The 18,034-nt window shown below is 64.5% G+C and carries 15 protein-coding genes; 3 read left to right on the top strand and 12 right to left on the bottom strand.

The annotated features are described in order from the left end of the window. Positions 1-29: 29 nt before the first annotated feature. Positions 30-284: a BON domain-containing protein gene (locus tag ACLFKU_RS11985; protein WP_368583577.1), complete on the bottom strand. Its 255-nt coding sequence runs from the start codon at positions 282-284 to the stop codon at positions 30-32. A 140-nt stretch (positions 285-424) separates the two neighbouring features. Here ACLFKU_RS11985 and ACLFKU_RS11980 point away from each other — a divergent pair, with 140 nt between their 5' ends. Together ACLFKU_RS11980 and ACLFKU_RS11975 are read left to right on the top strand one after the other, a co-directional pair. After that, positions 425-820, top strand: coding sequence for a PaaI family thioesterase (locus ACLFKU_RS11980; protein ID WP_368583576.1), 396 nt, complete (start codon positions 425-427; stop codon positions 818-820). A 132-nt stretch (positions 821-952) separates the two neighbouring features. Further along, the gene (locus ACLFKU_RS11975; protein ID WP_368583575.1) at positions 953-1,648 is read left to right on the top strand and encodes a YceH family protein; all 696 of its coding nucleotides are present in this window, start codon (positions 953-955) and stop codon (positions 1,646-1,648) included. A gap of 47 nt (positions 1,649-1,695) precedes the next feature. On the opposite strand, the gene ACLFKU_RS11970 is transcribed toward ACLFKU_RS11975, so the two are convergent. The 6 genes from ACLFKU_RS11970 to ACLFKU_RS11945 all read right to left on the bottom strand — a co-directional run bounded on the left by ACLFKU_RS11970 (position 1,696) and on the right by ACLFKU_RS11945 (position 7,020). Continuing rightward, complete coding sequence (locus tag ACLFKU_RS11970) at positions 1,696-2,214, bottom strand: SLATT domain-containing protein (protein ID WP_176105924.1); 519 nt, start codon at positions 2,212-2,214, stop codon at positions 1,696-1,698. Between the two features lie 22 nt (positions 2,215-2,236). Next, the gene (locus ACLFKU_RS11965) at positions 2,237-3,280 is read right to left on the bottom strand and encodes a rod shape-determining protein (protein WP_176105923.1); all 1,044 of its coding nucleotides are present in this window, start codon (positions 3,278-3,280) and stop codon (positions 2,237-2,239) included. Between the two features lie 149 nt (positions 3,281-3,429). Beyond that, the gene (locus ACLFKU_RS11960) at positions 3,430-4,287 is read right to left on the bottom strand and encodes an IclR family transcriptional regulator (RefSeq protein ID WP_410849221.1); all 858 of its coding nucleotides are present in this window, start codon (positions 4,285-4,287) and stop codon (positions 3,430-3,432) included. 83 nt (positions 4,288-4,370) lie between these two features. Continuing rightward, complete coding sequence (locus ACLFKU_RS11955) at positions 4,371-5,099, bottom strand: SDR family NAD(P)-dependent oxidoreductase (RefSeq protein ID WP_410849220.1); 729 nt, start codon at positions 5,097-5,099, stop codon at positions 4,371-4,373. Positions 5,100-5,112: 13 nt separating this feature from the next. Further along, a complete protein-coding gene (locus ACLFKU_RS11950; RefSeq protein ID WP_410849219.1) occupies positions 5,113-6,414 on the bottom strand; it encodes an MFS transporter in 1,302 nt (433 codons plus the stop codon). A gap of 84 nt (positions 6,415-6,498) precedes the next feature. Next, the gene (locus tag ACLFKU_RS11945) at positions 6,499-7,020 is read right to left on the bottom strand and encodes a 2,4'-dihydroxyacetophenone dioxygenase family protein (protein ID WP_410849218.1); all 522 of its coding nucleotides are present in this window, start codon (positions 7,018-7,020) and stop codon (positions 6,499-6,501) included. Positions 7,021-7,347: 327 nt separating this feature from the next. Here ACLFKU_RS11945 and ACLFKU_RS11940 point away from each other — a divergent pair, with 327 nt between their 5' ends. After that, positions 7,348-8,766 (top strand): Do family serine endopeptidase, encoded by a 1,419-nt coding sequence (locus ACLFKU_RS11940; RefSeq protein WP_368583570.1) that lies wholly within the window; start codon positions 7,348-7,350, stop codon positions 8,764-8,766. Positions 8,767-8,829: 63 nt separating this feature from the next. On the opposite strand, the gene ACLFKU_RS11935 is transcribed toward ACLFKU_RS11940, so the two are convergent. From ACLFKU_RS11935 to ACLFKU_RS11915, 5 genes are all read right to left on the bottom strand, one after another. Next, entirely contained in the window at positions 8,830-10,335 is a 1,506-nt protein-coding gene (locus ACLFKU_RS11935; RefSeq protein ID WP_410849217.1) for an efflux transporter outer membrane subunit, read from the bottom strand. Continuing rightward, complete coding sequence (locus ACLFKU_RS11930) at positions 10,328-13,525, bottom strand: multidrug efflux RND transporter permease subunit (protein WP_410849216.1); 3,198 nt, start codon at positions 13,523-13,525, stop codon at positions 10,328-10,330. The genes ACLFKU_RS11935 and ACLFKU_RS11930 overlap by 8 nt, the downstream gene beginning before the upstream one ends. 11 nt (positions 13,526-13,536) lie before the next feature. After that, positions 13,537-14,748, bottom strand: a complete 1,212-nt coding sequence (locus ACLFKU_RS11925; RefSeq protein WP_410849215.1) for an efflux RND transporter periplasmic adaptor subunit — start codon at positions 14,746-14,748, stop codon at positions 13,537-13,539. A 347-nt stretch (positions 14,749-15,095) separates the two neighbouring features. Continuing rightward, positions 15,096-16,562, bottom strand: a complete 1,467-nt coding sequence (locus tag ACLFKU_RS11920) for an amino acid permease (RefSeq protein ID WP_368583566.1) — start codon at positions 16,560-16,562, stop codon at positions 15,096-15,098. A 370-nt stretch (positions 16,563-16,932) separates the two neighbouring features. Continuing rightward, positions 16,933-17,661 (bottom strand): hypothetical protein, encoded by a 729-nt coding sequence (locus ACLFKU_RS11915; protein WP_368583565.1) that lies wholly within the window; start codon positions 17,659-17,661, stop codon positions 16,933-16,935. Positions 17,662-18,034: the final 373 nt, after the last annotated feature.

The following is an 18,034-nucleotide window of genomic DNA, read 5'->3' as shown; positions in this document are numbered from 1 at the left end:
GCTGACGCGCCTGACCCGCTCGAGCCGCGTTATGCCGATTTGACCATGGTCCGGTCCGCGATGCCGGTGACGCCGAACAACCGCGTCACGTCTTCGAGCATCGCGGTGCGCTGTGCTTCGTGCTGAAGCTCGCCCGACAGCGTGATGCGCCCGCGCGTGACCTTCACGCGCACGGCGCGCGGCGGCACGGCCGAGTCCCACGCGAGACGGCGTGCCGCTTCAGCGGCGATCTGCGCGTCGGTCAGGCGGGTAGGCTCGCCAGATTTCGAGCTAGCGGAGCGCATGGAATCTCCACGAAACAGAATGTCCATCCCTTCACACTAGCAGATGCGGCGGGATTTGCCCGCGTGCGCGCCTGGCCGCTGCCGCCGCCCGGTTCAAGGGTATGCTCACGGTTCGTTCCGACCGAGCCAAGGCCCGAATCATGTCCGACTTTCCCATCGACAACCCGTTTCTCGACTCGCTCGGCGTGCGTCTGACGCAATGGCGCGACGGCTACGCTGAGCTGCTGATGCCGATCGACGCGAGCAAGCTCAATCGTCAGGGCGTGCTGCAAGGCGGCGCGATCGCGACGCTGCTCGATGCCGCCGCGGGCTACGCGGGCCTGTATGCGCAGCCGGGACAACCGGCGCGGCATGGCTTCACGCTGTCGCTGACCACCAACTATCTGGACAAGGGGCTCGGCGCGACGGTCACCGCGAAGGGTTTTCTCGAACGCTCGGGCCGTTCGATTTTCTTTTCTCGGGCGGAAGCATGGGTGGACGGCAAGCTGCTGATCGCGAGCGCGCAGGGCACCTTCAAGTATTCGAAGACCGCCTGACGCGCGGCGGCCCCGGCAGCGCAGATTCCCGCACCGCGCGGGCCGCGCCGCGTTTATCATAGTGGCCACCTGACAGGACGTGCCGTCCAGCCGCGAACGGCGCGCGCATCTTCCACGAGACCTCGTATCCCCATGAATTCGACTCCCGACGCTCCTTCCCGACCCTCGCTGCGCGCGCTGACCGCGCTCGAAGGACGTGTCCTCGGTGTGCTCGTCGAAAAACAGAACACAGTACCCGACAGTTATCCGCTATCGCTGAACGCGCTGACGCTCGGCTGCAATCAGAAGACCGGCCGCGCGCCGGTAATGAACGCGACCGAGGCCGAGGTGCTGACCGCCATCGACGGCTTGAAACGCCTGAGCCTCGTGTTCGAGGGCAGCAGTAGCCGCGTGCCGCGCTTCGAGCACAACATGAACCGCGTGCTCGGACTGCCGGGGCAGTCGATCGCGCTGTTGACCACGCTGCTGCTGCGCGGCCCGCAAACGGCCGCCGAATTGCGCCTGAACAGCGCGCGTCTGCATGGTTTCGCCGATATCTCGTCGGTCGAAGCGTTTCTCGACGAACTGGCCGCGAACGATCCGCCTCGCGTCGTCCGGCTGCCGCGCATGGCGGGCGAGCGCGAGAACCGCTGGATGCATCTGTTGTGTGGCGAGGTCAGCCTCAGCGAAGCCGCGCAGTCGGCGGTGGCCGAGGACGACAGCGTGCCGCTGTCCGCATTCGAGGCGCTGAAGGCCGAGCAGAAGCGTCTCGCCGACGAAGTCAGCCGTCTGCAGGCCGTCGTGCGGCGCATGGCGGCCGAGCTGGGTATCAGCGCGGACGATTTGTGATCTGAAATGAAGACGGAAATGGAAACGGAAACGTAAAGCCGCCCGTTTCACGCGTCGCGCCGACGCGGCCTGTCCGCCAGCAACGTGCGCTGCGTGCGATAGAAGATTCGCGGCGGCACGTTCGGCGAGTCTTCGGCGAGACGGTCGAGTTCGGTACGAATGCCGGTGAGGTAGTGCGCTTCGCGCGCATCGGCGTCGCCGGCAAACACCGCTTCGAGCCGCCGGCGCACCGCGCCATAGCGCGCACCGGCCGCGCGATGTTTCTCGGCACGCTCCGCATACCGCAGGAACGTTTGCAACGCCGCGGAAATCGCCGCCGTCACGCTGACGAGCCCAACGAATATCCGCATCTCGAACGACACCGGCGGCACGCTCAACGACGCGAACACCGCGGTGCCGACGAACGCGGTCAGCGCGGTCACCAGCCAGCCCATGCGGCGCTCGCGCGCCGACAGCAGATCGGCCATGTCGTAATGGCTCATCTGCGATTCGCGCGCGCGGCGAATCCATTTCAACAGCAACTCGGTTTCGTCGACGGGCGGCTCGTAGGCGGGCAGGGTCGTCATCGTTCAGTGGTCGGCGCGCACATCAATCGTAGGAAAACGAGCTGCCGAACTTCTCGATCCGCTCCAGCGCCATGCCCGAGCCGCGCACGACGCAGGTCAGCGGCGCCTCGGCGACGAACACCGGCAGGCCGGTTTCCTCGGCGAGCAGACGGTCGAGATCGCGCAGCAGCGCGCCGCCTCCCGCGAGCGTGATGCCGCGCTCGGCGATGTCCGCGCCGAGTTCCGGCGGCGTCTGTTCCAGTGCGATCTTTACCGACGAGACGATCTGGTTCAGCGGATCGGTCAGCGCTTCGAGGATTTCGTTGCTCGACACGGTGAAGCTGCGCGGAATGCCCTCGGACATGTTGCGGCCTTTGACCTCCATCTCCATGACCTCGGAGCCCGGAAACGCGGAGCCGATTTCCTTCTTGATCGCTTCGGCGGTCTGCTCGCCGATCAGCATGCCGTAGTTGCGGCGAATGTAGTTGACGATGGCGTCGTCGAACTTGTCGCCGCCGACCCGCACCGAACCCTTGTACACGATGCCGCCGAGCGAGATCACGCCGACCTCGGTGGTGCCGCCGCCGATATCGACGACCATCGAGCCGGTCGCATCGGACACCGGCAGGCCGGCGCCGGTCGCGGCAGCCATCGGTTCCTCGATCAGATAGACCTGCGAGGCGCCCGCGCTATGCGCGGCCTCCTTGATCGCGCGACGCTCGACCTGGGTCGAACCGCAGGGCACGCAGATGATGATGCGCGGCGACGGTGCAAAAAGCCGCGCCTCATGCGCCATCTGGATGAAGCGCTTGATCATCTGCTGGGTGATGTTGAAATCGGCGATCACGCCGTCTTTCATCGGCCGGATCGCCTCGATGTTGCCCGGCACCTTGCCGAGCATCTGCTTCGCTTCGCGGCCCACGGCGAGGATGATCTTCTTGCCGTTCGGCCCGCCTTCCTGGCGGATCGACACGACCGACGGCTCGTCGAGAACGATGCCTTTGCCGCGCATGTAGATCAGCGTGTTCGACGTGCCGAGGTCGATCGCGAGGTCGTTGGAAAAGTAGCCGCGCAGAAAACCGAACATGCGTATTCCTGTCTTTGCGAAGGCGGGCGCGTGAGCGCCGCCGGGAGCTTGTCGGGGTCTGCCGCTTGCACGCGGCGGGCGGCCGGAGCGTGGGCCGCGCGACAGCAAGAATAGCAGTTTATCGACGGCCGCGGCCGCAGTATCGTTTGCTATCTGCCGCTCGCCGGACCCAGCCGCGCCGCGATCGTGCGGCATGCCGCAAGCAGCGGCTCGATGTAAGTAGCCTGCACATCGTCGCGACGGCGGAAGGTCGGCATGCTGATGCTCACGCAGCCGGCCGCGTGGCCGTCCGGGCCGCGAATCGCGGCGCCGTAGCAGCAGATCGAAGCTTCGTTCTCCTCCTGATCCTCCGCGTAGCCGCGTTGCGCGGTCGCATCGATCTCGCGGCGCACGGCGTCGAGGTCGGTCAGCGTGTGCTCGGTGAAACGCGCGAGTGGCGCGTTCTTCAGCAGCGCCTCGCGCTCGGCCACGGTGAGTGTCGCCAGATACGCCTTGCCGACCGAGCTCGACGTCAGCGACACGCGCGTGCCGATGCGCGAGGCCATGCGCACCGCGTGCGGGCTTTCGAGCTTTTCGATGTAGACCATCTCGCCCTGACTCGGCACCGCGAGGTGGATCGTCTCCGACGTGAGGTCGCGCAAGGCCATCAACGCGTCGACGGCCGCGAGCCGCAGATCCGAGCGCTCCCAGCTATGGCTCGCGAGATCGATCAGGCGCGGTCCGAGGCCGAAGGTGTTGCCGCTACCGCTCGCGATGATCAGCCCTTCGGCCTGCAATGCGGCGACGATGCGATGCACGGTCGGGCGAGGATAGCCGCTCGCCGCGCTCAGTTTCGCGACGTTGGGCGGAGTTGGCGCATCGGCGATCAGTTGCAGCACCGCGATGAACTTCGAGAACGCGGCGGCGCCGGCGACGGCCTTGGAGTCGGCTTTGTTCTCAGCGTGCCGGACGGCATCATGGCGGGCGGAGCCAGCGCGCGATGCGGGTTTGGAAGCGGAACTTGACATTACATAGAGGCAGGGCAGGGGTACGCAATTATGCTTTATCGATGGCTCAATCGACGGTGACGCCGCTTCACGCAACGACTGGCTCACGCGACGAGATACCCGCCGTCGACCGGCACAATCGCGCCCGTCATGAACGACGCCGCCGGCGTGCAGAGGAACACCGCGACCTGCGCGACTTCTGCCGGCGTGCCCCAGCGACGCAGCGGTGTCCGTTCGAGGATCGCCTGCGAGCGGCCATCGTCGTCCTGCAACGCCTGCGTGAGCGGCGTTGCGATCCAGCCCGGCGCAACCGCATTCACGCGAATGCCGTCGGCCGCATACGCGATGGCTAGCGACTTCGTTAGCTGCGCCACCGCGCCCTTGCTCGCGCTATAGGCAGGCACGAGACCGCCGCCGAAAAAACTCAGCATCGACGCCGTATTCACGATGCAGCCCGCCGACGCCTTCAGCAAGTCGCGCGCGGCCGCGCACACCCGCATCGTGCCGTTCAGATTGATATCCATCACGCGTTCGAACACGTCGAGCCGATGTTCTTCGGCGCGGCTTATCACGCCCGCGCAATTGACCACGATGTCGAGACGCTCGAACGCGTTAACCGCTGCGCTTACGGCGTCCGCCGAGCGCACGTCCAGCGTGACGCGCGGGATCTCGCGTTCGAGCGTATCGGGTGCGCCTGCGGGCAGCGGCAAACCGGCCGCGATCGTCTGCGCCCCGAGTTGCGCGAGCGCGTTGGCGATTGCCGCGCCGATGCCGGACAAGCCGCCGGTCACGAGCGCGGTCTTGCCTTCGAGTAGCTGATTCTGGAATGTCATGTGAGAAGCCGCGTCAAGTGGGTTGGGTCTCGATCGAGCTCGCGAGCGGCGCGGGCGCCACTTCCTTGACGACGAACAGATAGACGAGCGCCGCCGCGAACGCAACCGCCGCGCTGATCAGCAGCGCGTTGACGAACGAATGCGTCTGATCGACGACGATGCCGGTGATCACAGGCGCGAACGAGCCGCCCAGATAGCCGCCGAAGTTCTGCATGCTGCCGAGCGACGCGACCAGGTGGCGCGGCGCAGCGACGCTGACGAGCGCCCATGCGCTGCCGCTCGACAGGTTCACGAACAGCATCGCGAGCGACACGTAGACGATCGCGAGCGTCGTGCTCGGCGTGTAGGCGGCCGGCACCGTGAACGCGGCCGCGCCGACGAGGCCGATACACAGCGGCCACTTGCGGCTGCGGATCGGCGCCATGCCGCGCTTCAACAGATAGTCGGCGATCACGCCGCTGCTCGCCATGCCGATCGTGCCGAACACATAGGGAATCGCGACCAGCCAGCCGGTATGCGCGATGCTCAGATGACGCTCGCGCTCGAGATAGCCGGGCAGCCAGGTCAGATAGAGCCACACCATGTAGATCACGCCCATGAAGCCGAAGATCATGCCCCACGTATTGCGCAGCTTGAACAGCGCGCCCCATTCGGACCAGCTGAGGCCCTGCGGGTTTTCCTGGGCGGTCGCGCCTTCGTTCAGATGCGCGGTTTCGGCTTCGGTCAGCGCGATTTCGCTGCGATTGCGATAGACGACGTACCACGCGAGCGCGACGATAATGCCGATCACGCCCATGATGACGAACATCGTTCGCCATCCGAAGGCCAGCATCAGCACCGTGAGCAGCGGGGGCGCGATCATCGGCGCGATGGTGGATGACGAGATGAAGGTGCCGATCGGCGTGCCGCGCTCGCGTACCGCGAACCATTCGCTGACGACTTTCGCGCCAGCCGGAAACAACGGCGCCTCGGCGATGCCGAGCACGACGCGCGCGCTCAGGAAGTGATTGAGCGTCTGGATGAAGCCGCCCGCGACCTGGGCGATCGACCACACGAGCATGCCGAGGCCGAGCATCACGCGCGAACCGAAACGGTCGAGCAGTGCGCCGACCGGCAACTGAGCGAACGCATACGACAACGAGAATGCGGACAGCAGCAACCCCATCTGTGAAGCCGACAGATGCAATTCCTCGCTGACCAGATGATTCGCGATCGACAGCGTGCTGCGGTCGAGATAATTGACGATGCCCGCAACCGTCAGGAAGACGACGGCGACCACCTGGATACGTTTCAGACGTTGCGACTTCTGAAGCATGCTTGTCTCCTGCGCAATGGGTCCTGCTGTGTCGGGATGGTGTTGCTGTGACTCCGGGTATTGCAGAGTCGTTGGGCGTGTTGTTTACCGGATGAACTGGTCGACGTAGTCTTCGCCGAGCCCGACCGCCGTGTAGTGCTTGCGGCACATGTCGATCTTCGTGAACACGTCTTCGTAGCCGGTGTAGTTGCCGTATGGATCGCAATAGAACATCACGCCGTTGACCTGGAAGTACGTGATCATTTCCTCGACGTCTTCGGGCACATATAAGGTATGCGTTTCGCCCGGCGGCTCGTACACGTAGCTGCCTTCGGTCGCGACCCAGTCATGTTCGAGATAGCGCCAGTGGCCCTTGAGCACCATGCCGTGCACGGCCTGCGGATGACGATGGCGGCTCAGCACACCCGAGCGGCGCACGCGCAGCAGATTCATCCAGTATCCCTGCGACGCATTCAGACATAGCGGACGGAACGACACGTTTTCGGCCTGCGGGACCCACACGCGTTCGTCGGTCGGAATCGCGAAGGGCACGACGATTTCCTTTTGCGCTTCCTTCGGGAACGGCAGTTGGTACGGCGTCAAAGCGGATTGATTAGCCTCTGGCATGCGGAAATTCCTCGCGAAGTGTGCTCAAAGAACTTCATGTCCACATGGTGGATATCAAGTCCACGATATGGCTATTATCGGAACCGGTTTCGGCGGGGTCAATCCTGGGGAAATCACCGGTCGGGCACGACAAACCACACGTGAATTCATCCTCACGTCGCGCGACAGATGCACGGGCAACGGTGGCCGCAAGCGCGCACGCGCAAATAGCCCATAAATCAAGGCTTCTTCGCCCGTTCTGATCGAGCACCATCTTTAAGCCTTGTTTAAGAGGAGGCCACTACATTACGCATCCATCTCGAAATTTTCGGCAATATTCCCTTGACTATGACCACGAAAAAATACTGGAGCGGTAGCGCTGCGATTTGCGTAGTACTCGCCTTTGGCGGCGCGTATGCGCTCAGCCATCGCAATGCCGATGCGTCGGTGAGCGACACGCAGGGCCCGACGTCGTCGCTGCACGCGGCGGCGGATATCGTCGGCTCGCGCTCGTCGGCACCGGACTTCTCCAGCATCGTCACGCGCTATGGTCCGGCGGTCGTGCATATCGGCGTCAAGGCAGCCGCGTCGATCGACGAGAACGGTCAACGCAAGAGCGGCGGCGAAGCGCTCGGCTCGGGCTTCATCATCAGCCAGGACGGGTACATCCTGACCAACAATCACGTCGTCGACGGCGCGACCAGCGTGAGCGTGAAGCTCACCGACGGCCGTGAATTCCGCGCCCGGGTGATCGGCAAGGACAAGACCACCGACGTCGCCGTCGTCAAGATCGACGCGAACAATCTGCCGACCGTGAAGATCGGCAACCCGGACAGCAGCAAGGTCGGCGAATGGGTCGTGGCCATCGGCTCGCCGTACGGCTTCGACAGCACGGTAACTTCGGGCATCATCAGCGCGAAATCGCGCTCGATGTCCGACGACAGCCCGATCCCGTTCATCCAGACCGACGTGCCGGTCAATCCGGGCAACTCGGGTGGTCCGCTGTTCAATCTGAACGGCGAAGTGATCGGCATCAACTCGATGATCTACTCCCGCACTGGCGGCTTCCAGGGTCTGTCGTTCGCGATTCCGATCGATGCGGCGATGCATGTGAAAGACCAGCTCGTGAGCACTGGTCACGTGACTCGCGGCCGCATCGGCGTGGCCGTGCAGCCGCTCAGCGCCGACAAGGCGAAGGCGCTCGGCCTCGACTCGACGGGCGGCGCACTGGTCGGCTCCGTCGATCCGAATGGTCCCGCGCACGCAGCCGGTCTGCGCCAGGGCGACGTGATCGTCGGCGTGAATGGCAAGCATATCGATAACACCAGGGAATTGGTCGGTCAGGTTGCGCAACTGTCGCCGGGCAGCAAAGCGACGATCAGCGTGTGGCGCAACGGCAGCGAAAACAAGCTGTCGGTGACGGTGGGCGCGCAGCAAGCGCAGGACATGGCGTCGGCCCAGCCGCGCGAAGAGCAGCAGGAGCAACCGCAGCAGCAGAACCGTCCGCGTCTGGGCGTCGCCGTGCGTCCGCTGAGCCGCGACGAACTGCAGCAAGCGCAGCTGCCGGGCGGCGTGGTGGTGCAGCAGGCCACCGGTCCGGCCGCCGAGGCAGGCATTCAGGCGGGCGACATCATCGTTGCCGTCGACGGCAAGGTGATTCGCGGCGTCGAGCAGCTGCGCCGCATGATCGCGCAGGCGGACGAAAGCGTGTCCGTCACCGTGGTGCGCGATGGCGAACAGGCGTCGGTCGACGTGACGCTTGGCTGATGAGTAGAACCCGCCGGTGCAATGCCGGCGGCGGGCACGACGCGCTGATGCAGCGCGCGTGCCTCAGTTGGACGGCTGGACCCCATCCGCGTGAGACGTGCTTTGCGATACGTTCGGCGGCTCGTCGGGTCCGCCCCCCAACGCGACGTAAAGCGACACGCCATTCTGCAACGCTGTCGCCCGAAGCTGGATCAATTGCTGCTCGGCGGCAAACTGATTGCGTCGCGCATCCACTACCTCCAGATAGATCGAGATCCCGTTTTCGTAACGCAGCTCCGCCGTTTCGGCGAGCTGCCGCTGCGCCTGCACCGCCTGTTCCTGCGCCGCGATCTGCTCCTTGTAGCGTTGCCGTGCGACCAATGCATCGGAGACCTCGCGAAACGCGTTCTGCACCGTGCGCTGATAGTCGGCGACCAGTTCGTCGCGCCGCGCGCGCGCCTGCGCGAGTTGCGCCTGGCGCTGTCCCGCATCGAAGATCGGCATGCCGACCAGCGCGCCGAACGACCACGCCTGCTTGGCCGGCACGAACAGATCCCCGAGTTCCGGCGACACATAACCGAAGCTGCCCGTCAGCGCGATGCGCGGGAAAAAGTCCGCGCGAGCGGCGCCGATGTCGGCATTGGCCGCGCGCAGCTGCTGCTCGGCCTGCTGGATGTCCGGCCGGTCGATCAGCAACGCGGAGGGCAGGCCCGCATCGAGTTCGCGGAACTGCGCGGCGTCGGCGATCGGCGGCGCTTGCGGTAGCGCCTCGTTCAGCGGCCCGCCGATCAGCACCTCGAGCAGATTGCGCTGCTGCGCGGTGGTTCGTTGCAGCTCCGCGAGCTGCGTCTGCGCCTGCGTGACGAGAATGGCGGCCTGGTCGTAATCGACCATCGACGTGACGCCCGCATCGAGCCGCATCTTCGCGACTTCCAGCGCGTAGCGCCGACTGTCGAGCGTCCGTTGCGCAAGCGCGATGCCTTCTTCCCCCGAACGGATCGCGTAGTAGTTCGACGCGACATTGCCGATCAGCGACAAACGGAACGCGTGCTGCGCGTCGACGGTGGCCAGATACCGGCGCCGCGCCGCTTCGCTGGTGTTGCGCACACGCCCCCAGAAGTCGAGTTCGAACGACGTCACCGCGGCCTGCACGTTGTACTGGTTGAACTGGACCGAGATGTCCGTGTTGTCGAACTCGGGGTCGATCGAACCGAGCGGCGCCTTCGTGCGGGTCGCACCCGCGTTCGCATTGACCTGCGGCAAACGCGCGGCGTTCTGGATGCGATAGAACGCGCGCGCCTGCTCGATGCGCGCGATCGACGCGGCGAGATCGCGGTTGTGCTCGAGCGCGGCCTCGATCAGCAGCTTCAGTCGCGGATCGGCGAAGAAGGTCTGCCAGTCGACTTCGCTTGCCAGATGCGCGGTGGCCGGATTGACGGTCTCCGTCGTGTCGAAATGATCGGCGATCGGCAGCGAGGGCTGCTGATACTTCGGCGCAAAGTTGCAGGCGGCGAGCGAGCAGCAGAAGAGGGGCAGCAGCAGGCGCTGATGAAGGCACCGATGAAGGCTCGGATGAAGGCTCTTAGGCATCGCGCTGCCCTCTACCCAATTCGCCCGGCGTGGCCGTCGGCCGATCGTCATCGTCGAGATCGATGCTGCGCTTCTTGCGGCTCAGCCAGCGACGCGCGGCCACGTAGAACAGCGGCGTAAAGAAGATGCCGAACATCGTCGCGGTCAGCATGCTGCCCATCACGCCGGTGCCGACCGCACGCCGGCTCGCAGCGCCCGCGCCGGTCGCGAGCACGAGCGGCAGCATGCCCAACACGAACGTGACGCTCGTCATCAGAATAGGGCGCAGACGCTGCTGTGCGCCGTTCTTCGCAGCGGCCAGCGCATCCTTTCCTTCGGCTTCCTCCTTGATCGCGAACTCGACGATCAGAATCGCGTTCTTCGCGGCAAGGCCGATGATCGTCACGAGGCCGATGTTGAAGTACACGTCCGCTGACAGTCCGCGCAGCATCGTCAGCAGTACCGCGCCAATCACGCCGAACGGGATGATCAGCAACACCGCGACCGGAATCGCCCAGCTCTCGTACAGCGCCGCGAGCAGCAGGAACACGACGACGAGCGACAATCCCAGCAGCATGCCGATCTGCCCGCTCGCCTGTTTTTCCTCGAACGCAGTGCCGGTCCATTCGTAGCTCAGGCTGCCGGTCAACACGTGCGACGCGATGCGTTCCATCTCGGCGATCGCCGCGCCGCTCGAACGGCCGGGCGCGGCCTGCCCAGACAGCGTCGCGGACGGAAAGCCGTTATAGCGTTCGAGTTGCTGCGGCCCGGAAATCCAGCGCACGTGCGAGAACGCCGAAAACGGCACCATCTCGCCGCGGTTGTTGCGCAGGCGCAGTGCGCTCACGTCCTCGGCGCGCATGCGTTGCTCGGCGTCAGCCTGCAACAGCACGCGCAGCACGTTGCCCTCGAACACGAAGTCGTTCACGTAGTTCGAACCGAACGTCAGCGCGAGCGCCTGGTTCACCTGACCGATCTGCAGACCGAGCGCGCGCGCCTTCACGCGATCGATCTCGACATAGAGTTGCGGCGCCTCCGGCATGCCCTCGGCGCGCACGCCCGCAAGAAGAGGGCTTTGCGACGCATCGATCATCATGCGCTGCGCGGCCTGTTGCAGCGCTTCGCCGCCGACGCCGCTACGATCCTGGATCTTCATCGTGAAGCCGGTCGCGGTGCCGAGCGACGGAATCGGCGGCGGATCGAGCGCGAAAATGATCGCCCCGGGAATCTGCCGGAACGCCGCATTCGCGCGGCGCACCAGCGCGCTCGCCGAATTTTCCTCGCCCGAGCGCTCGTCCCATGGCTTCAGATCGACGAACGACAGCGCCGCCGATTGCCCCTGACCGAAGAAGCTGAAGCCCGTCACGGACGCGACGTTGCGCACCTGCGGCTGCGTTCGCAAGAACGCCTCGACCTGATCGATCGCACGCTGCGTGCGCTGGTCGGTCGAACCCGGCGGCCCGGTATAGGTGACGAATATGTATCCCTGGTCCTCGGTCGGCAGAAAGCCGGTCGGCAGCCGCGTGAAGAAAAACGCGGTGATCGCGCAGGCCGCGACGAACACCAGCAGCCAGCGCAGCGGCGCGCGCAGCATCGCATCGACGCCGCCGATATAGCGCGTGGTGCCCGCGTCGAGCGCGCGATTGAAGCCGCCGAACACGCCGTGCAGCAGACGTGACGCGGGGTTCTTCGGCCGTCGCTTTGCGGCCGCCTCGCTGCGCAACATCGCCGCGCACAACGCCGCGCCGAGTGTCAGCGCCAGCACCGTCGACAGCAGGATCGACACCGCCAGCGTGACCGAAAACTGCCGGTAGATGCCGCCCGTCGAGCCAGGAAAAAACGCCATCGGAATGAACACCGCGACGAGCACCAGCGTACTCGCGATCGCCGCTCCCGATATCTGCCCGATCGCTTTGACGGTTGCGCGCGGCGCGCCGAGCCCTTCCTCGCGCATGATGCGCGCGACGTTTTCGACGACGACGATCGCGTCGTCGTTGAGGATACCGATCGCGACCACCATGCCGAACAGCGACAGAATGTTGATCGACAGCCCGAACAGATAGAGCCCCGCGCAGGTGCCGATCAGCGCGATCGGCACGACGATCGTCGGGATCACGGTCGCGCGCCAGTCCTGCAGGAACAGGAACACCACGACCGTCACGAGCAGCAGCGCTTCGACCATCGTGCGGATCACGCCCTGCACCGAGGTCGTGATGAACGGCGTGGTGTCGAACGGCACGGTCCACGTGACGCCGCGCGGGAAGATCGGCTGTAATTCGCGCATGCGCTGGCGCACCGCGTTCGCTACCGCGAGCGCATTCGCGCCGCTCGCGAGCTGGATCGCGATGCCGGCCGACGCCTTGCCGTTGACGGTGAGCCGGTTGCCATAGCTGTCGTTGCCGAGTTCGACGCGCGCGACGTCGCCTACCCGCACGGTCGAGCCATCCGGATTCGCGCGCACGATGATCTCGCGGAACTGCTCGGGCGTGGTGAAGCGGCTTTGCGTGACGATCTGCGCGGTGAATTCGGAGCCCGGCGCGATCGGCTGATCGCCGAGGCCGCCGCCGGCGGTCTGGCTGTTCTGTTCCTGGATCGCCTGCAGCACCTCGCTTGCCGACAGACCAAAGCCCGCGAGCTTGCGCGGATCGATCCAGATTCGCATCGCGTACGACGAGCCGAACAGCTGCACGTCGCCGACGCCGTCGATCCGGCGCAACTCGTTGACGATGTTGTTCGTCGCGAAGTTGCCCATCGCGACGGCGCTGGTGGAGCTGTCGGTCGCCTGCAGCGCAAGCAGCATCAGAAAGCCCGACGACGCCTTCGTCACGCGCACACCGACCTGCCGGACTTCGAGCGGCAGGCGCGGCTCGACGCGGCTCAGACGGTCCTGCACCTGGCTGCGCGCGACGTCGAGATCGGTGCCGGGCTTCAGCACCACGGTGATCTGCATCGTGCCGTTCGAGCGGCTCACCGACGACATGTACAGGAAATTGTCGATGCCGTTCATCTCGTCCTCGACGATCGACGTGACGGTACGCTCGAGCGTGTTCGCGTCGGCGCCGCTGTACACCGCGGCGATGCTGAGCGACGGCGGGGCGACGTCGGGGTACTGCTCGACCGGCAACAGCGCGAGCGCGATCGCGCCGAACAGCACGATGAACAGGGCGATGACCCACGCGAAAACCGGCCGGGCGACAAAGAATCGATTCATCGGCCCGCCCGTCAGTGCGCGGCAGAAGCGGGGGCGGGGGGCGCGGCCGGCTGCGCCGCTGGCGAAGCATCGGGCGCGGGCCGCGCGTCGACGTGCTGACCCGGTTGCACCTTCTGCCAGCCGTCGACGATCAGGCGCTCGCCGGGCTTCAGGCCACCGCGCACGGTCCAGCGTCCTTCGCCCTGTTCGCCTAGATCGATGTTGCGGCGAACCACGGTGCCGTCGTCGGCGACCAGCGCGACGCTCGCAACGCCGTTGTCGAGTTGCACCGCCCGCTCGGGAATACGGATGCCCTGCAGCGTGCCCGCCGCGATGATGCGCCCGCGCACGAACTGCCCCGGCAACAGCGTGCGGTCCGGATTTGCGAAGCGCGCGCGCACCGTCTGCGTGCCGGTCGACGGATCGATGACGAGATCGGCGAAGTCGAGAAAACCGCGCTCGTTGTAGACCTGGCCGTTGGCGAGGATCAGTTGCACCTCGACGTGCTTCATGCTGGTCGGCTTGCGCGCGCCCGACTGGATCTGCTGCTCGACATCGAGCATCACGGTATTCGACTGCGTGAACACCGCGTTGATCGGCGTCAGCTGATTGACTTGCGTGAGCAGCGTTGCCGCGCCCGCGCTGACGAGCGCGCCTTCGGTGACGAGCGCGCGGCCCGCGCGCCCGGCGATCGGCGTGCGTATGATGCAGCGATCCAGCCGCAGTTGCGCAAGCGCAACCGCCGCTTGCGCATCGGAGACATTGGCCTGTGCCTGCTGCATCGTCGCGAGCGCGGCGTCGTATTCCTGCGCGCTGACCGCATGACGGCCGACGAGCGGCTTGAACCGTTCCACGACCGACGCCGCGTTGTCTCGCACGGCGGTCGCGCGCGTGAGTGCGGCCTGCGCCTGCTGCAACTGCGCGCGATAGTCGCTCGCGTCGATCTGGAAGAGCGGGGCGTTGGCCGGCAGGTCCGTGCCTTCCTGATAGAGCGTGCGCTCGACGATGCCATCGACGCGCGCGCGAATCTCGGCGGTGCGCACGGCCTCGATGCGGCCCGGCAACTCGACCACATCGGCGACAGGGGTGGTGGAAACCGTTTCGACCAGCACGGGAACCGGCGGCGGCATCGACGCGGCGGTGGGAGTCTGCGACCGGTCGTTGCAGGCGGCAAGCAGGAGCGGCAAACCGGTAACAAGCAGCGATACGGCACGACTACGCAGGCGAAATGCGGAGCAAAGCAAGCGAAACTCCTTTGATCAAGGCAGTCTTTTTTGCGCGTGAGATCGGTGACGGTTTTACCGGTTTGCGGTCGAATTAACTATTGGGAACGAGTGTGGGCGCGTTAATGCGCGGAAAAATATTTCCGTTGATCCTACCGTGTCTGGGTGGCTTGTCAATTTATTCTTGGTGTCGCGAGCAGGACCAGGCTTCGCGCTCGCAAACGCGGCACCACGTGGATCGCCGGATAGAGACGCAGCGCGCATGTCCAAAGAGACCGGCAGGTTGAATGGCAATCGTCAATTACATGTCAATTGCCCATCCGGTAATCGCGGCTATTTAAAGGCATGCAATTGTCACTGAATAACAGTCACGTACGCTTGCGCTCCGGATGGCGCAACACCGAATGATTGCGGCCGTATGACAGATAAATCGTCATGCCGATCACGAGCCACACGACGAGACGCAGCCACGTGACGAGCGGCAGGCCGACCATCAGCAGCAGGCAGAACAGGATGCCGAGCACTGGCACGACCGGTACGCCGGGTGCCCGGAATGGACGCGCCGCCTCGGAGTCGCTGCGCCGCAGATAGATCACCGCGCCGCACACGAGCACGAACGCGAACAGCGTGCCGATGCTGACCATCTCGCCGAGTACGCCGATCGGCGTCAGCGCCGAGACGATCGCGACGACCGTGCCGATCAGGATCTGGCTCAGATAAGGTGTGTGCAGACGCAGATGCACCTTCGCGAAAAAGTGCGGCAACAGACCGTCCTGCGACATCGTGAAGAAGATGCGGCTTTGTCCATAGAGCAGCACGAGTATGACGGTGGTCAGCCCCGTCAACGCGCCGATTTTGATCAGTATCGCGAACCACGTGAGCCCGATCGTGTCGACGCCCTTGGCGATCGGATCGGGAACGTTCAGCTCGGTGTACGGAACGAGGCCGGTCAGCACGGCGGCAACGAGGATGTACAGCACCGTGCAAATCACCAGCGAGCCGAGAATGCCGATCGGCATGTCGCGCTGCGGCTGTCGCGCCTCCTGCGCGGCGGTCGACACCGCATCGAAGCCGATGAACGCGAAGAACACCACGGCCGAGCCGCGCAGAATGCCGCTCATGCCGAAACTGCCGAACTGGCCGGTGTTGGCAGGAATGAACGGATGCCAGTGTTCCGGCTTGATAAAAAACACGCCGATCGCGATGAACGCGACCACCACGGTCAGCTTGACCGCGACCATCACGTTGTTCAGGCGCGCCGATTCCTTGGTCCCCAACACGAGCAACGTGGTCAGGATTGCGATGATCACCACCGCCGGCAGGTTGATCACGCCGGTGACCGTCGAGCCATCGGCCAGTTTGACGACGGTGCCGGGGGCGGCGGCGAGGGTAGCTGGGATGTCGATACCGACGTTGCGCAACAGGCTCACGATATAGCCGGACCAGCCGACCGCGACGGTCGCGGCGCCCATCGCGTACTCGAGGATCAGATCCCAGCCGATGATCCACGCGAAGATTTCGCCGAGCGTCGCATACGTGTACGTGTAGCTGCTGCCGCACACGGGCAGCATCGCCGCGAGCTCCGAATAGCACAGGCCGACGAACGCGCACGCGATGCCGCCCAGGATGAACGACAGCGTGATGGCCGGCCCCGCGAACTGCGCGGCGGCGGTCCCCGTCAGCACGAAGATGCCGGCGCCGATGATCGCGCCGATGCCCATCGCGGTGATACTCGTCGCGCCCAGCGTTTTGGACAGATGACGGCCTTCTTCGACGTCGGCGCTGGCGACGATCTCAGCGATGGTTTTGCGTGCCATGTAACCGGTATCGGCCATGATGAGTCGTCCCTTTTCAGTGTTGATTAGGCACGAACCGGTCGGACCGCCATCGGCTCGCGGAGCACGACAAAAACATCCGTCGCCGCGCACGGCAACGGTCACGGCAAGTGCGAAGAAAGCGTCTTACGGAAAAAGTCTGGATTCAGTCTATGCCGGATTAAAAGCAAAGTGAAATCGGCTTGCTTCGACGGGGCGATAGGGCAGTGACGTGGCCGGCGCGCGCAGCAGCGGCGTGCTGTGCGCCGGTGTGCATTTGTGCATTGCGATCCCGCATGCAGACGCCTGCTGTCCGATGCAGTAGAACTTACGATGTGCGCTTGCGATACCGGCAAGGAAAGGTGGCGATTTCAGCCTTGCGAGGCGGACCTCAGCCGATACGCCCGCGCCGCAGCACGCCGCTCAGGCCGAGCGAGTGACCGGGGTCGTAGTAGTGAATCAGGAGCGTGCGCCGCTGCCCGTTCTGTACGTCGAGGTTCGCATGCTGAAGCGCAAAGCCGTTGAATTCGTAGACGCTGCCCGGTTTGACCGGAATGCGCTTGCAGTTGCCCACACGCAGATCATGCAGGGTATGCCAGCTGCGCCAACTGAGCGGCAGGCTATGCAGGAAACCATGCCGCATCTTGCAGATCACGTTGGTCAGCGTCGTGACCGACAGGCGCGGCTTGCAATACATCACGAGATCGCCGTTGTGAACGCCGTCGGGTGCGAGCTGAAGCGGAATCAGCAGCGTCAGCAGGTGCGAGTCGTAGTGGCGGCAGTGGCTCTCCGCCAGCGAAGCCTTGCTCGCGCAACGCAGTACGTGGAACGGCTCGGCCGGTAAGTTTGTCTGCCCGATCCTGGCGGCCATCGCGCGCGCATTCGCGCAGATCGACTGCTCGAGTTCGCGAAAGGCCTGAACGCCACGCAGCATCCCGGCAATCTTCGCGCCGGATTGCGAGCGCGGAGCGGTCGTGTCAAACAAATGGTCGATGAACTGGTTGATTTCGGCGATCGTCTCCTGGGGAATTACGTCGTCAAAAGATTTCAGGGCGACGCTTTGGTCGATTCGGATCCGGTTAATCTCAGTGTGCCCACGCACGTCTGTCAGGGTGTCCATAGCCCAAATTCCATTCGTTTTTTTGCGCTACAACCGTAATGAAAAATATTCCCTACTAGCCGCGCACAATGTGCGGCAGCGTACGTAAAGTCCTCAGGTCATTGATTCCGATCATTAAATCTAAAGTCGGACTTCTCTGGCTGCTTTTCTAATCTCGTTACGAGAATTTGGAAATGGCTCGACTGCGGCGATGCGCGCCGGCGTTCGACGAAATGCGGAAATAATGACTCGATCTCCAAATTCGAATTGTCAAAGCCATTTTGAAATGTCCGCTTACTGGCCAAGTTCAAATGTCCGCTTTTAGGGGGTGGGAATCGGTCTCTCACCCGGTTTTTATTCACGCAGTGTCGAAGGATAGCGTTTGAACTGGCAG

It is taken from the genome of Paraburkholderia sp. EG304 (assembly GCF_046543485.1).
Lineage (GTDB): Bacteria > Pseudomonadota > Gammaproteobacteria > Burkholderiales > Burkholderiaceae > Paraburkholderia > Paraburkholderia youngii.
The sequence above is the reverse complement of the archived record's forward strand: the minus strand, read 5'-3'. Positions and strand labels throughout refer to the sequence as shown.